This is a genomic window from Nocardia sp. CC227C, assembly GCF_030767025.1.
Lineage (GTDB): Bacteria > Actinomycetota > Actinomycetes > Mycobacteriales > Mycobacteriaceae > Nocardia.
In genome coordinates, this window is the sequence record NZ_JASITE010000006.1 from 334,360 (window position 1) to 347,999 (window position 13,640).

18 protein-coding genes are annotated in these 13,640 nt (G+C 71.1%); 11 read left to right on the forward strand and 7 right to left on the reverse strand.

Going from position 1 to position 13,640, the window contains the following annotated elements; all coding sequences use genetic code 11:
* Positions 1 to 9 precede the first annotated feature (9 nt).
* Positions 10 to 198 carry a hypothetical protein gene (locus tag QMO76_RS15060; protein ID WP_306361905.1) on the forward strand — a complete coding sequence of 63 codons (189 nt, stop codon included), beginning with the start codon at positions 10 to 12 and terminating at the stop codon, positions 196 to 198.
* A gap of 130 nt (positions 199 to 328) precedes the next feature.
* Here the strand turns inward: QMO76_RS15060 and QMO76_RS15065 are convergent, their stop codons facing one another.
* Complete coding sequence (locus tag QMO76_RS15065) at positions 329 to 1,015, reverse strand: response regulator transcription factor (protein WP_306361906.1); 687 nt, start codon at positions 1,013 to 1,015, stop codon at positions 329 to 331.
* A gap of 118 nt (positions 1,016 to 1,133) precedes the next feature.
* On the opposite strand from QMO76_RS15065, the gene QMO76_RS15070 reads away from it, so the two are divergent.
* Complete coding sequence (locus QMO76_RS15070; RefSeq protein ID WP_306361907.1) at positions 1,134 to 1,967, forward strand: SGNH/GDSL hydrolase family protein; 834 nt, start codon at positions 1,134 to 1,136, stop codon at positions 1,965 to 1,967.
* 5 nt (positions 1,968 to 1,972) lie between these two features.
* Here the strand turns inward: QMO76_RS15070 and QMO76_RS15075 are convergent, their stop codons facing one another.
* Both QMO76_RS15075 and QMO76_RS15080 read right to left on the reverse strand, forming a co-directional pair.
* Positions 1,973 to 2,647, reverse strand: a complete 675-nt coding sequence (locus QMO76_RS15075; protein WP_306361908.1) for an arsenate reductase ArsC — start codon at positions 2,645 to 2,647, stop codon at positions 1,973 to 1,975.
* A 34-nt stretch (positions 2,648 to 2,681) separates the two neighbouring features.
* The gene (locus QMO76_RS15080; RefSeq protein WP_306361909.1) at positions 2,682 to 3,377 is read right to left on the reverse strand and encodes a helix-turn-helix domain-containing protein; all 696 of its coding nucleotides are present in this window, start codon (positions 3,375 to 3,377) and stop codon (positions 2,682 to 2,684) included.
* Between the two features lie 100 nt (positions 3,378 to 3,477).
* Between QMO76_RS15080 and QMO76_RS15085 the strand changes: the two genes are divergently transcribed.
* The 4 genes from QMO76_RS15085 to QMO76_RS15100 all read left to right on the forward strand — a co-directional run bounded on the left by QMO76_RS15085 (position 3,478) and on the right by QMO76_RS15100 (position 6,451).
* Positions 3,478 to 4,020, forward strand: coding sequence for a hypothetical protein (locus QMO76_RS15085; RefSeq protein ID WP_306361910.1), 543 nt, complete (start codon positions 3,478 to 3,480; stop codon positions 4,018 to 4,020).
* 156 nt (positions 4,021 to 4,176) lie between these two features.
* Complete coding sequence (locus QMO76_RS15090) at positions 4,177 to 4,737, forward strand: copper chaperone PCu(A)C (protein WP_306361911.1); 561 nt, start codon at positions 4,177 to 4,179, stop codon at positions 4,735 to 4,737.
* Positions 4,706 to 5,935, forward strand: a complete 1,230-nt coding sequence (locus QMO76_RS15095; protein ID WP_306361912.1) for a Dyp-type peroxidase — start codon at positions 4,706 to 4,708, stop codon at positions 5,933 to 5,935. Before QMO76_RS15090 ends, QMO76_RS15095 begins: the two co-directional genes overlap by 32 nt.
* A 180-nt stretch (positions 5,936 to 6,115) precedes the next feature.
* The gene (locus QMO76_RS15100; protein ID WP_306361913.1) at positions 6,116 to 6,451 is read left to right on the forward strand and encodes a YnfA family protein; all 336 of its coding nucleotides are present in this window, start codon (positions 6,116 to 6,118) and stop codon (positions 6,449 to 6,451) included.
* 29 nt (positions 6,452 to 6,480) lie between these two features.
* Here the strand turns inward: QMO76_RS15100 and QMO76_RS15105 are convergent, their stop codons facing one another.
* Positions 6,481 to 7,062 carry a TetR/AcrR family transcriptional regulator gene (locus tag QMO76_RS15105; protein ID WP_306361914.1) on the reverse strand — a complete coding sequence of 194 codons (582 nt, stop codon included), beginning with the start codon at positions 7,060 to 7,062 and terminating at the stop codon, positions 6,481 to 6,483.
* Positions 7,063 to 7,232: 170 nt separating this feature from the next.
* Between QMO76_RS15105 and QMO76_RS15110 the strand changes: the two genes are divergently transcribed.
* Both QMO76_RS15110 and QMO76_RS15115 read left to right on the forward strand, forming a co-directional pair.
* Complete coding sequence (locus QMO76_RS15110; protein WP_306361915.1) at positions 7,233 to 7,928, forward strand: SGNH/GDSL hydrolase family protein; 696 nt, start codon at positions 7,233 to 7,235, stop codon at positions 7,926 to 7,928.
* A gap of 282 nt (positions 7,929 to 8,210) precedes the next feature.
* Complete coding sequence (locus QMO76_RS15115; protein WP_306361916.1) at positions 8,211 to 9,104, forward strand: oxygenase MpaB family protein; 894 nt, start codon at positions 8,211 to 8,213, stop codon at positions 9,102 to 9,104.
* 69 nt (positions 9,105 to 9,173) lie between these two features.
* On the opposite strand, the gene QMO76_RS15120 is transcribed toward QMO76_RS15115, so the two are convergent.
* The gene (locus QMO76_RS15120; protein ID WP_306361917.1) at positions 9,174 to 9,524 is read right to left on the reverse strand and encodes a hypothetical protein; all 351 of its coding nucleotides are present in this window, start codon (positions 9,522 to 9,524) and stop codon (positions 9,174 to 9,176) included.
* A gap of 225 nt (positions 9,525 to 9,749) precedes the next feature.
* Between QMO76_RS15120 and QMO76_RS15125 the strand changes: the two genes are divergently transcribed.
* On the forward strand, positions 9,750 to 10,739 hold the full coding sequence (locus QMO76_RS15125; RefSeq protein WP_306361918.1) for a glycosyltransferase family 9 protein: 990 nt from the start codon (positions 9,750 to 9,752) through the stop codon (positions 10,737 to 10,739).
* Positions 10,740 to 10,752: 13 nt separating this feature from the next.
* On the opposite strand, the gene QMO76_RS15130 is transcribed toward QMO76_RS15125, so the two are convergent.
* Positions 10,753 to 11,082: a helix-turn-helix transcriptional regulator gene (locus QMO76_RS15130; RefSeq protein WP_306361919.1), complete on the reverse strand. Its 330-nt coding sequence runs from the start codon at positions 11,080 to 11,082 to the stop codon at positions 10,753 to 10,755.
* 183 nt (positions 11,083 to 11,265) lie between these two features.
* Here QMO76_RS15130 and QMO76_RS15135 point away from each other — a divergent pair, with 183 nt between their 5' ends.
* Entirely contained in the window at positions 11,266 to 11,946 is a 681-nt protein-coding gene (locus tag QMO76_RS15135; protein ID WP_306361920.1) for a M23 family metallopeptidase, read from the forward strand.
* 180 nt (positions 11,947 to 12,126) lie between these two features.
* Positions 12,127 to 13,209, forward strand: coding sequence for a hypothetical protein (locus tag QMO76_RS15140; RefSeq protein ID WP_306361921.1), 1,083 nt, complete (start codon positions 12,127 to 12,129; stop codon positions 13,207 to 13,209).
* Here the strand turns inward: QMO76_RS15140 and QMO76_RS15145 are convergent.
* Complete coding sequence (locus QMO76_RS15145; RefSeq protein WP_306361922.1) at positions 13,160 to 13,486, reverse strand: hypothetical protein; 327 nt, start codon at positions 13,484 to 13,486, stop codon at positions 13,160 to 13,162. The two genes, QMO76_RS15140 and QMO76_RS15145, sit on opposite strands and share 50 nt — an antisense overlap.
* Positions 13,487 to 13,640 lie beyond the last annotated feature (154 nt).

A 13,640-nucleotide genomic window follows, 5' to 3' on the forward strand; every position in this document is an offset into this window, starting at 1 on the left:
GATGCCTCGGTGCGGCGGGGCGCATCCGCCGTTTCGGGGTCGGTGCGCCGGGCCGGTGCGCACGCGGCGGCGGCACTGTCGGCGCGGTGGGCGCTGTCGGCACTGGCGGCACTGGCGGCACTGGCGGCACTGGCGGCACATTCGGTGCTCTCGGCACTGGCGGCACTGGCGGCGCTAGCGGCACTGGCGGCACCGTGAGCACTGGCGGCACTCTCGGCACCGTGCGCGCTGTCGGCATCGGACCGGTAGCGCACGACGACCCGGCGGGTCACGCGCAGGCGGGCCGGGTCGACGCCCCACCCGGCCGCGCAGCTCGCGCCGATGCGGCTCATCGCGCCTCCAGCGCGTATCCGACGCCGTGCACGGTGCGGATGAGGTCCGCGCCGAGTTTGCGGCGCAGGGCCTTGATGTGGCTGTCGACCGCGCGGGTGCCGGAGGCGTCGGCCCAGCCCCACACCTCGCTGAGCAGGCGTTCACGGGCCAGGACGGCGCGCGGGCGGCGGGCCAGATGGACGAGTAGTTCGAATTCCAAGGGGGTGAGCTGGGTTTCGGCGTCCGCGCGCCACACCCGCCGCTGGTCGATGTCGATGCGCAGATCGCCGACCAGGATGGTCGCGCCGCGCTCGGCGGTGCGTTCCACCCGGCGCAGCAGGGCGTGCACGCGGGCGGTGAGCACCCGCATGGAGAACGGTTTGGTCAGGTAGTCGTCCGCGCCGACACCGAGGCCGACGAGCATATCGGTCTCGTCGGTGCGGGCGGTGAGCATGAGCACCGGCACCGGCCGCCGCGCCTGCACCCGTCGGCACACCTCCAGCCCGTCGAAGCCGGGCAGCATCACATCGAGCACGATCAGATCCGGGTCCAGTCGTTCGGCGCTGCTCACCGCGGCCGGACCGTCGTGGGCCAGATCCACGGTGAATCCCTCGGCGCGCAACCGCGCCGCGACGGACTCGGCGATGGTCGGCTCGTCCTCGACCACGAGGATGCGCCGCCCGCCCCGCTGCTGCTGTTCCATGCAGGTGACCCTATGCAGTCGCGGTGGAGATGGTTCGCGCCGGATGTGAAGATCTTGTGGAGACGATGACGCCCTCGCCTGCGTATCCTGTTCGCGCACCCGCTTCGAAGGATCGACGATGGACCGGACACTCCACGCGCCAACACCCTTCACCCGCTTCGTCGCATTGGGAGACAGCCAGACCGAGGGGATCGGCGATCCCGACGGCGCCGGCGGATTCCGCGGCTGGGCCGACCGATTCGCGACCCTGCTCGCCGCGAGCACACCCGACGTGCGCTACGCCAATCTTGCCGTCCGCGGTCGGCTGGCAGCCCGGATCCGCGCCGAACAACTCGGCCCCGCGCTGGCCCTGCGCCCCGATCTGGTCACGGTCATGGCCGGGATGAACGATCTGGTGCGGCCGTCCTTCGCGATGGACGAGACCCTCGCCGATATCGACGCCATGATCTCCGCGCTGCGGGCGGGCGGCGCGCACGTGGTCACCTTCACCTACCCCGATATCGGCGCGATCACCCCGATCGCGCGCCCGCTGTCGGGCCGGATCCGCGCCATGAACGCCGCCGTGCGCATGCTGGCCGCCCGGCACGGGGTCACCCTGGTCGACTTCGAACCGGTGGCCGCCACCACCCACCGCCGGGTGTGGGCCGAGGACCGCCTGCACCTGAGCCCGCTCGGCCACGATCTGGTCGCCCGCGCCCTCGCCGACACCCTGCGACTGCCCGGCGCGGACAGCACCTGGCGGGACCCGCTACCCCCCGAACGTCGCGGCGTCGACGCCCTCCTGGCCGCCGAATTCCGCTGGACCGCATACCATTTCGCCCCCTGGGTGGCCCGTCGCCTGCGCGGCCGCTCCTCCGGCGACATCATCACCGCCAAACGCCCCGACCTCACCCCGGTCCGCCCGCACCCGCCGGTGCCCCAGCGGGCGGGGGCACTCGACGCGGAGCGCTAGCGTCGTCAGCCGGTGACGGTGACGCCGAGTTCGCCGAGCAGGCGGCGCACCCGCTGTTCGATCTCGTCGCGGATCGGCCGGACGACCGTGACATCGGCGTCGGCGGGATCCGCGAGCACCCATTCCTCGTAGCGGCGGCCGGGATAGATCGGGCAGGCGTCACCGCAGCCCATGGTGACGATGACGTCGGCCGCGCGCACGATCTCCTCGGTCCACGGTTTGGGGAACTCGCCGGAGATGTCGATGCCGACCTCGGCCATGGCCGCGACGGCCGCCGGGTTGATCTCGTGGCCGGGTTCGGAACCGCCCGACCACGCGACGGCATGGTCACCGGCGAGCTGAGTGAACCAGCCCAGCGCCATCTGGGAACGGCCCGCATTGTGCGTGCACAGGAACAGCACGGTGGGTTTGCCGTCGGTGATCTTGCCCTCCACCCGGGCGAGCGCCCGCAGCCGTTGCCGCGCGAACCGCTCGGCGAGCAGGGGCAGGAAATTGACCACGGTCGCCTGCCCGGCGAACTGGTCGTAGGAGGAGTGCAGAAACCGTTCGATGGTCTCCACACCGAACACGGTGGCGAAATCGTCGTGTAGGCGGGTCGCCGCGGTTTTCAACGCCAACTGCTGGTCGATGGACAGATCCGCGCGCCGGTGCGTCGCGGCGGCGAGGGGTGATTCGGTCATGTTGGGCTCCGATGGTGAAGGGGTGAGTTGGACGTCAGGAGTGCGGATCGTCCGCGGCGGATGCGACGGTGTCGGCGATGCGCTCGATACGGTCGGTAATGAGGTCGAGCGCGTGGTCGAAGGCCGCGTCCGTGCCCGCCCGCACCGGATCGGGGATCGACCAGTGCAGGCGTTCGATCTCGGCGGGCAGTTCCTCGTGCGCGTTGTCGCAGACGGCGATGACCAGGTCGCCGGAGCGCACCAGCCCGTCGACGCCACGCGGCGGTCGCGGTCGCAGCGGCAGCCGGTGCCGCCGGGCCGCGGCCACCGCGCCCGGATGCACCCGCTCGGCGGGATGAGTCCCCGCGGACACCACCGGCACGGTGCTGCGCCGCGCCCATGCGGCCGCCGCCAGCTGTGACCGCGCCGTATTGCGGCTGCACACGAACACGACCCGTCTCGCCGCGTACCCGCCGCGCGGCAGCAGCTTCCCTTCGAACCCGGGGACCAGTCGCAGATAGGTGCGCCGCCGATCGCCCTCGGATCGGCCGCGTTCGAGCAGTTCCGCCCGTTCGAGCACTTTCAGGTGATGCGCCATCAGGTTGGTCGGCACGGACAACATCCCGCACAGCTCCGACGACGACATATCCCCGGCGGCCAGCGCGTCCACGATGCGCAGCCGGGTGGCGTCGGCCAATGCGGCGTGCACATCGGCGCGCCGCTCCACCGACCACGCTAGCTCAGTACTCATTGAGTCAATACTCGTTGAGATAAATGACCGTGTCAAGGCGCAAGCGATGGGAAGCGGACTGCGACGCGAGCGGCATTCGGGACGTCGGTAGCATGTTCGGGTGCTGTCACCGACCGATCACGCCGCGCGCCTGCGAGGCGCTGCCGTCGGTGCGGCGTCGGGGGCGGTGGCCGTGGCCGCGCACGGGCTCGGGGGCGGGAGCACCGATATCGGGGGGTCGGCGCTGGCGCTGCTGATCGTGGCGTGCGGTTTGATCGGCGTGGTGGTGGCCTCGGTGCGGCCGCGCGCCGGGGTGCTGTCGACCATGGGGATGCTGGCGGTCGGGCAGAGCGTCGGGCACGAAGCGCTGTCGATGGCCCCGCAGCATCAGCACGGGCTGAGCGCGGCCATGGTGGCGGCGCATCTGGTGGCGATTCCGGTCGGCGCGTTCGTGATCCGGGCGGCCGAGGTGGGGTTGCGCCGGGCCGTCACGAGTGTCCGGCGGTTCATGGTCGCCCTCGATCCGGCGCCGGTGCCGCCGGGCCGGGCGCTGCCGGAGGCTCTCGATCAGCGTCCGGTGGTGACGCGACTGCTGGTGAGCTCCGGGGTCGGACGGCGGGGGCCACCGCGACGCGGAATTCTCCCCTCTCTCGCTCCCGCGTGATCACGCGGTCCCACCCCGGGTTCGGATAACCCGCGCCGACGGCCGGCCGGCCTCGCCCGCGCTCGCGCGACGGCGGCCGGGTCGTTCCGCGCCGGATGTGGCGGTGCGTCTCCCGCCGGAGCGAATCACTTCTCCCACGACGATCGGAGTTCCGTCATGTCCGTATTCCCCCCTGCCCGTACCCGGGCGACCGGTGTGGTCCGCCGCCTGGGCGCGGTGGCCGCCGTCTCCGCGCTGGCCCTGCTGCCCCTGGGCTGTTCCTCGTCCTCCTCCGACACCCCGGCCGCGTCGGCCGATGCGGTCCGCATGAGCGATCAGTGGATCAAGGCCGCCGACAGCGGCATGTCCGCCGCGTTCGGCGTACTCGAGAACCCCAGCGATCAGGACGTCACGCTGGTGGCGGCGTCCAGTCCGGCCTCGAACACCGTCGAGATCCACGAAGTGGTCGCCGACGCCCAAGGCGACAAGACCATGCGCGAGAAGGAAGGCGGGCTCACCATTCCCGCGCACGGGTCGGCCACCCTGAAGCCGGGTGGTGAGCACCTGATGTTCATCGGGCTGAAGGAACCGCTGCGCACCGGCGCGGAAACGCCGATCACGCTCACCTTCGCCGACGGTTCCAGCACCACCGTCTCCGCGCAGGTGCGCGACTTCGTGGGCGGCAAGGAGAACTACGAGCCGTCGGATGAGACCACGGCCCCGGCACACGGTGGCTGAGCGGCCGCTACCGCACCCCGCCCGGCTCTCGCGGCGACGGCTGCTCGGCGGCAGCGCCGCGGCGGCCGGCGCGGCCGGGCTCGGGTGGGGTGCGGCCACGCTCACTCATCGCGAACACCACGACGATCCGGCGACCGCGACGGAGCCGTTCTTCGGCGTCCACCAGGCCGGTATCGCCACCGCACCGCAGGATCAGGCGGCGTTCGTGGGATTCGACCTCGCCCCCGGGGTGGACCGTGACGACATCATCGGCCTGCTGCGGATCTGGACCGACGACGCGCACCGTCTCACCCAGGGGCGGCCCGCGCTGGCCGATACCGAGGCGGAACTGGCCGCCCGGCCCGCCCGGCTGACCATCACCGTCGGCTTCGGACCGGGCCTGTTCACCGCCGCCGGGCTGGAACACCAGCGGCCGGAATGGTTGAAACCCTTGCCGCCGTTCACCATCGACCGCCTGGAGGACGCGTACACCGGTGCGGACCTGCTGGTGCAGATCTGCGCGGACGAGGCCACCACGGTCTCGCACGCGGTGCGGGTGCTGTGCAAGAACGTCACCTCGCTGGTGCGGGTGCGGTGGGTGCAACGCGGATTCCGCAACGCGTCCAAGGGGCAGACCATGCGCAATCTCATGGGGCAGGTGGACGGCACCGTCAATATCGCACCCGGCGTCGATATGGACCGCCTGGTGTGGGACGACGGCGCGCGGCGGGCATGGCTGGCGGGCGGCACCTCCATGGTGCTGCGCCGCATCGCCATGAACCTCGACACCTGGGACGAGCTCGACGACGACGCCCGGGAGCTCACCGTCGGCCGTCGTGTGTCGAACGGCGCGCCGCTCACGGGTACCCGTGAATTCGACGAGGCCGATTTCGCGGCCGTCGACGACACCGGCATTCCGGTGATCCCGCCGTCCTCGCATATCGCCCGCGCCCATCACACCCATGACGGCGAACGGTTCCTGCGTCGCGGCTACAACTACGACGACGCGCCCGCACCCGGAACCGTCTCGAATTCGGGTCTGCTGTTCGCCTGCTTCCAGCGCGATATCGACGCCCAGTTCCTGCCGGTGCAGCAGCGACTGGCCGAATTCGACGCGCTCAACCAGTGGACGACGCCGATCGGGTCGGCGGTCTTCGCCATCCCGCCGGGTGTGCCCGCGCCCGGCGGATATCTGGGGCAGCCGCTGTTCGAGACGTGAGCTAGGTCGCCGCACCCACTGCCATCGTGCAGCGGGTGCGGCGAACGCCCGGGTCTGAGGCCGCGGTCACGATGCGCCGATCCCATCGCGCCGCGCGGCGGCCGCCCGGCGACCTGGCCCGGCCCCCCACGCTCGCACGCACACCCGGCGCTTCGGCGTCGGCAGGTACAGTGCGTGATCATGACCGTGATGCGTTCGATCCTGCTGTTCGGCCTGGCGGCGATCGCCGAGATCGGTGGCGCGTGGCTGATCTGGCAGGGTGTGCGCGAACATCGCGGCTGGGTGTGGATGGGGGCGGGCGTGCTCGCGCTCGGCCTGTACGGCTTCGTCGCCACCCTGCAACCGGATGCCAACTTCGGTCGCATCCTGGCCGCCTACGGGGGCGTCTTCGTCGCGGGATCCCTCGCCTGGGGGATGGTGGCCGACGGCTACCGCCCCGACCGCTGGGATATCGCGGGCGCGCTCATCTGCCTGATCGGCGTGGCCGTGATCATGTACGCCCCGCGCGCCGCCTGACCGGCGCGGGCACACCGGCCGCGGCGACGTCACCGCTCCGGTGTCGCCCCGAGCAGTTCGTCGATGATCGCGCGGGCGGTGGGGACGGCGGTCTCGTCGCCGAGTCGGGCGGCCACATTGGCGGCGCCGACGAGCGCGTCGAGCTGGAAGGCCAGCCGGTGCGGGTCCCGCCCGGTCACGTACCCCTGTTCCTGGGCGCGCCGGATCTCGTGTTCCAGCACGGTGAACCAGTCGGCGCGGTCGGCCTCCAGCGCGTCGCGGACCGGGCCGGGCCGGGAGTCGAACTCCACGGTTCCGGCCACCCGGAAACAGCCGCCGGGGAAGACCGGTTCGTCCACGTAGTCGAGCCAGTTGCCGATCAGGGCACGCAGGCGCGGCCAGCCCTCGGGTTCGGATCGCGCGGGCCGCACGACGGTATCGACGAACACCTCCCGCGCGGACCGAACCGCCGCCAGCTGCAACTTCTCCTTGTTGCCGAACAGCGTCGCGACCCCGCTCTTGCTCAGCCCCAGATCGCTGGCCAGCCGTCCGAGGCTCAATCCCGTCAGCCCCTCCGCCGACGCCACATCGGCGGCGTGCCGCGCGATGGCCGCCCGTGCCCGCCTCCGCACGGAAAGGTCACCGCCATGACCGATGTCTCCGCTCGATCCGCCGAGACACCCGCTCCCCCACCCGCCGCCCGGCGCGCCCCCGCGCCACCGGGGTCGCCGACCGGCACGGCGGCGGATTGCCCGATTCGCTCGACACCCTCGCAATACCGCGCCACGAAGGAGGCCATCCGATGAATCGACACGTGACGGCAGAATCCCGCACCGAGGCAGACGACCCCATGGTGCTGTCCGCCGAGGCCATCCGCGATCTGCTCGCACCGCTGCCGTGGCGGCGGTTCGCCGTGATCGGCGACTCCACCGCGGCGGGCACCGGCGATCCGTGGCCCGGCTACGACACCCTGCCGTGGCCGGAGCGTCTCGCACGGGCGCTGCGCGCGGCTCATCCGGAGGCCGAGTACCTCAATACCGGGGTGATGGGCGCGACCATCCGGGAGGTCCGCGACGGCCAGTTGCGCCGGGTGCTCGACTTCGGGCCGGACCTGGTGCACGTCAGCTGTGGCGGGAACGATCTGTTCCGGCCCGATGCCGATCCGGCGACCATGGAAAGCGATCTCGACGAACTGTGCGCCGCACTGGCGGCCACGGGGGCGCGGCTGTCGCTGTTCACCCTCGCCGACGCCTTCACCGGCCGGTTGCGGCCGCTGCGGCCGCGTTTCGCGGCCTTCACCGAGATCACGCGTCGCGTCGCGGCCCGGCACGGGGCCATCGTGACGGAGTTCTGGGAGCATCCGGCGCGGCTGCGCCCCGACTGGCTCAGCGCCGATCGCATCCACCTCACCATGGCCGGACAAGCGGTGGTGGCGACCGAAATCGCCACCACCTTCGCCCGCCACCACCATTCGATCACGACCGAGAACGGCCGCTGACCTGGTAAGCAGGGTCGAGCCATCGGCCGGGGCCGACTGCGCCCGGCAGCCGCGGCGGCGATGCACACGGTGCAGCAATGCCGTTGGCGCACAACTGCATCGAGTCGGCTCCACGTGAAACACACCTGGCCCGCCGGTTCCGCCGCTGTCGAATCCCATGGCACCGCAGCGAATTCCACGAGTTCCGACACCCTCGGCGGCGGCCGGGTCCGCCTGCTTGACGCACCTCCACCCGTGAGAGATAGTGACAATAATTCTCTCATCCTCAATGTGGAGGTGCCCATGGACGCGGACGCACTGCGTTTCGGACCCGGATCGCTGCTGTACGAGACGTACGGCGACCGTCGCGGATACCTGCTCGCGCCCATGGAGGGCCTGCTGCAGCTCATGTACCCGTCGCTCGGCCGCGGCGTGGAGCAGCACTCGGACTTCTTCAACGAACCGTGGGAGCGGCTGTTCCGGTCGGTGCCGCAGATCCAGGGCATGATCTTCGACGGCCCCGAGGCATTGCGCACCGCCGCCCGGATCCGCGACTTCCACTCCGATATCAAGGGCACCATGCCCGCCGGGGAGCGCTACCACGCCCTGGACCCGCACACCTACTTCTGGGCGCACGCCACCTTCATCGACACCGCGTGGCGGGCCCGCGATCTGTTCGCGCGGCGGCCCTACACCCGGGCGGAGAAGGCCGCCGTGTACGCGGAGGGGGTGCGCTGGTGGGGCATGTACGGCATGTCGACGCGCATCGTGCCCACCACCTACGACGACTTCCTCGACTACTGGAACCACACGGTCGAACACGTGCTGGAGCCCACCCCGGCGGCCCGCGCGCTCATCGACTACTTCGACAGCGCCGCCGATATGCCGCAGCCGTGGCTTCCCGGTTCCCTGTGGCGGATTCTCGCACCGAGCGCCAGCGAGGCGTGGCGGCACGTACTGGTCGGCACCCTGCCCCCGCATATCCGCGAGCTGTACGGCTACCGCTGGACCCGCGCCAACCAGCTGGCCTTCGACACCTTCCGGCACGCGGTGGCGCGCACCTGGCCGCTGCTGCCGGAGACACTGCGCATCATGCCGCGGGCGCGGGCGGCCTACCGTCGCGAGGGCCGCGCCGGTCTGCGCGTCGCACTGGAACGCGCGGCCGATCGGCCGCAGCCGCTGCGCGCGGCCGGGTAGTACGCGCACGCTCAGGAACGGTCCCGGGGCCGTCGTGGCCCCGGACCGGTCGGCTCACCGCGCCGTCGGTCAGGTCCAGAGCGTGGCGATGAGCACGTTCAGGACGGCCAGCCCACCGGAGGCGTGGGTCATCCACGGCACCGCCTTGCCGCGTTTGGCATCGGCGCGCCCGATCTCGGCGAAGGCCGCCACCGCGAGCGAGACCACCAGCTTGATGCCGATCTTGGTCATATCGGGATCCTTGCCGAGCGAATCGATCGATTCGGCCAGGCCGACCAGGATCACCCCGGTGACCAGCTGGAGGCGGGCTCCCCACACCATCAGCTCGGAAACACGCGGCTGTCCGGCCGCGTAGCCGCCGACCACCGCGGCCATGCCCAGCAGATGTGCCACGACCACGAGGTTGTAGACGAAATCCATGAATACACACGGTAGTTGATCGCCCGGTGTCAACTACAGTCGGTAGTACGCACGGGCGCGCCGACGGGAGTCCGGCGCTCGGAGTATCGCGTGGCCCACAACAACGTCGATCTCGCGTTTCGCGGCGGGCCACGCCGGGTAGTCCACTGCAAGTGGCTCACACCGGTCGTGTGCGGCGGGGGTGGGTCGGACCCAGGGGCACCAGCGCGGTCGGAGGAGTAGAGGGTGGCGGTTGTACTCGTGCTACGCGCACGCGGACTGGGTGATCTCCTCACCGCGGTCCCGGCGCTGCGCGCGCTGCGCCGGGCCAGGCCCGGCGACCACATCGCACTCGCGGCCCCGCACCGGTTGAAACCGATCGTGGATCTGATCGCCTCGGTGGACGAGATGGTGCCGATCACCGGTCCGACCGGCATTCGCTGGGACGGCCCCCCGCCCGCCCTGGCGGTCAATCTGCACGGCAACGGACCCGAGGGTCTGGTCGAACTGGTCCGCACCAAGCCCGAACGCATCCTCACCTACCGCAATCCCGCCTTCCCGGATCTGCCGGGACCGGAGTGGGAACCCGATATGCACGATGTGGACCGCTGGTGCCATCTGCTCGAGACCGACGGCATCACCGCCGACCGTCGCAATCTGGGCCTGGTGCCCCCGGTCGCCACCACCAGCCACCGCGACAGCGTGGTGGTGCACATCGGCGCGGGCGCGCCCGCCCGCCGCTGGCCGCCGGACCGTTTCGCCGCCGTGGTGCGGCATCTGCTGGTCCAGGGGCGCGAGGTGGTGCTCACCGGTGACGAGTTCGAGCGCGACATCGCCCTCGGCGTCGCCACCCGGGCGGGGCTGTCGACCTCGCGGGTGCTCGCCGGGGAACAGAACCTGATCGAATTGGCCGCCACGGTCGCCGAGGCGTCCCTGGTGGTGTGCGGGGATACCGGCGTCGCGCATCTGGCCACGGCCTTCGGCACCCGGACCGTCCTGCTGTTCGGCCCCAATCCGCCCTCGCGCAGCGGCCCGCCGCCGCACCTGCTCGGCCGGCACGTGGTGCTGTGGGCCGGACAGCTCGGCGACCCCTACGCCGCCAGCCCCGATCCCGGCCTGCTGAAGATCGGCACCACCGAGGTGATCAACGCCGTCGACAAGCAGTTGCACAAGCGCCCGTGGCCCACGACCGGGATGGAACGGCGCGGCCCGCAGGCCTACCGCCGGGTCGGCTGATCGGCGCGCCCGTCTAGCCGTCCCCCGCCATATCCGCACTGGCCGTGGACAGCGCCGCGGCATAGGCGGCGAGGGCACTGGGCCAGAACTGCTCGAGGTAATCGCGGGCATCGGCGAGCCCACGCGGGTCCAGTGAGTACAGGCGGCGGTTGCCCGCCGCCCGCACCATCACCAGGCGGGCCTCGCGCAGCACCTTGAGGTGCTGGGAGACCGCGGAACTGCTCACCCCGGAGATCGCCGAGAGTTCGCCGACCGAGCGCGGCCCCTGCGGCAGGGCCTCGAAGATGGCGCGACGGGTGGGGTCGGACAGTGCGACCAGCACCCGAACTCCATTAGCGGGCACTTACATAGTGTGCTACCCACCCGGCGTGTCGGTCAAGATCGCCCGATTCGCCATTTTCCAACGTCATTTCAAAATTACCGGCGTGTCGTTATCTAGTTGTGACATACCAACTGGGCTTTTGCGGCGCTGTGACGGTAACGACACGGTTTCGGTTCCGAGGTTTGCCTCCCGTACGTTCGAGCCATGCCCGTAACCGTTCCGTTATCAAAGGGCCGCGCACTGCGCCGGTACCGGGCCGCTGCAACTCGTGCCGTGGCCGTCACCGCGATTGCCGGGGCCTCGCTGTCCGTACTCGCCGCCGCCGACCAACGAGTCGACGGCGCCCCCGTCGGGAAGCTCACCGCCGCGCCGCAGCAGGAGTCGCCCGCCCACGAGATCCGTCCGGTCGCCAATGTCGGCGGTATCGAGATCCCGGATTTCATCCCCGTCCCCCCGCAGGTCGACGATCTGCTCAACGGGATGGCCCAGGACCACCGTCCGCGCACCGTGCGACCGGTCGCCGGCCCGCTCAGCTCCGGTTACGGCATGCGCTGGGGTGCCATGCACTCCGGTCTGGACTTCGCGGACGGCTTGGGCGCGCCGATCGCCGCCGTCACCGACGGCACCGTCATCGAGGCCGGTCCGGCCTCGGGCTTCGGCCTGTGGGTGCGGATCCAGCAGGACGACGGCACCGTCGGCGTCTACGGCCACATGCAGGACATCCTGGTGTCGGTCGGCCAGCACGTGCGCGCCGGTGACGTGATCGCCACCGTCGGCAGCCGCGGCTACTCGACCGGCCCGCACCTGCACTACGAGGTGCACACCGACGCCGGTCCGATCGACCCGCACCCGTGGCTGGCCGCCCGCGGCGTGAGCGTCGGCTGACCGCCCGCACCGAACCGCCGCGGATCGACAGCCGATGAGGGGCTGCCGAAACGATCCGGCGGACAGCTGAATCGACGACACCCCCGGTACCGCCGGGGGTGTCCTCATACCCGGGTACGAGAGGCGAACGGCTCCGCGGGGGGACCCGGCGCGCGGCAACCCGACCCTAGCGTCGGCCCCATGCTCAGCGCCCCACCCGCCGCTCCACCGCTCCTCGGCACCCACCGCCCACACGGGCCGCTGCTGGCGTGCACGGCCGTCATGGCCGTTCTCGTGGTCGCCACGCTGTGCGCCATGGTCGTCGACGACCGACAACTGCTCGGCGAATCGATCTGGTGCAAGCCCTTCAAGTTCGGACTCGCCTTCGTCCTCTACACCGCGACGCTGGCGTGGCTGCTGTCGTTCCCGCATCGGGGCAGTCGCGTCACGTGGTGGATGGGCACGGCCTTCGCCGTCACCGGCATCGTCGATGTCGGATTCATCGTGGTGCAGGCCGCGCGGGGCACCTTCAGCCACTTCAATACGCAGACCGATGCCGTCAACTCCATCGGGCAGACCGCGTTCATGTTCGGGGTGCTCGGCCTGTTCGGCGCGAATCTGGTTATCGCGGTGATGCTTTCGTGGCAGCGGGTCACCGACCGGCCCACCTCGCGGGCCATCTCCGCCGGACTGGGCATCGCGGTGCTCGGCATGGCGATGGCGTACCTGGTGGGCGGCAGCGGCCGACAGCGGGTCACCGACGCCTACGGCCGTCCGGTGGAACTGGGGGCCGGCCATACCGTCATGCCCGGCGATCCCCCGGTGCGCGACGGTGTCGGCGCCGGAGTGCCGGTGCTGCGCTGGAGCACCGAGGGCGGGGATCTGCGCATCCCGCACTTCCTCGGTATGCACGGCATCCAACTGCTCATCCTGGCCGCCGTCCTGCTCGCCCGGTACGCGCCGCGGGTGCCGTGGCTGCGCACCGAACGCACCCGCGCCGACATCGTGGGCGTGCTGGCGCTGTCCTACACCGGCTGCATGGCGGTGCTGCTGTGGCAGGCCCTGCGCGGACAGCCGGTGACCCGCCCCGATACCGCCACGCTGGCCGCGTTCGCCGTCCTGACGGGCTCGACCGTGGCCGCCCTCGCGCTGGTGCGCGCCCGGGCACGTCGCCCGCGGCCGGTGCTGCCCGAGATCGAGGCCGCGCCGACCGTGCCCATTCCGGTGGACCGGCTCAGCGCAGCCGTTCGGCGTCGCGGGCCAAGGCCACCAGTTGCGCGGTGAGCGCGGTCAGTTCGACGTGATCCGCGCCCTCGGCGACGGCGGTGGCCACATCCTCGGCGGCGCAGCGGGCGGCGAACCAGCGGTCGGACAGATCCGATACCTCCTGCGCCGACAGCACCACCGAGTCCTCGGGAATGCCGGTGCCCTTCACGCTGTTCCGATGTTCGTAGGCGCGCTGGCGGCAGGACTGGCGGCAGTATCGTCGGCGTCGCCCGACCTCGGATTCGCCGATCTCCCGACCACACCACAAACACGACGACCCTTGGCGGCGCGACATGAGTCGAGAGAGTAGCGCTCACCACCGCCCGGATGGGCGAGGGGCACGCCGATAACCCGGCCGAGGCCGCAGCGAGTAGAATAGTCGGGTTCTCCCCACGGGAACCGAATCGTCCACCGAAGCGTTGATGCTCCAGTAAGGCGTCGACACCGAG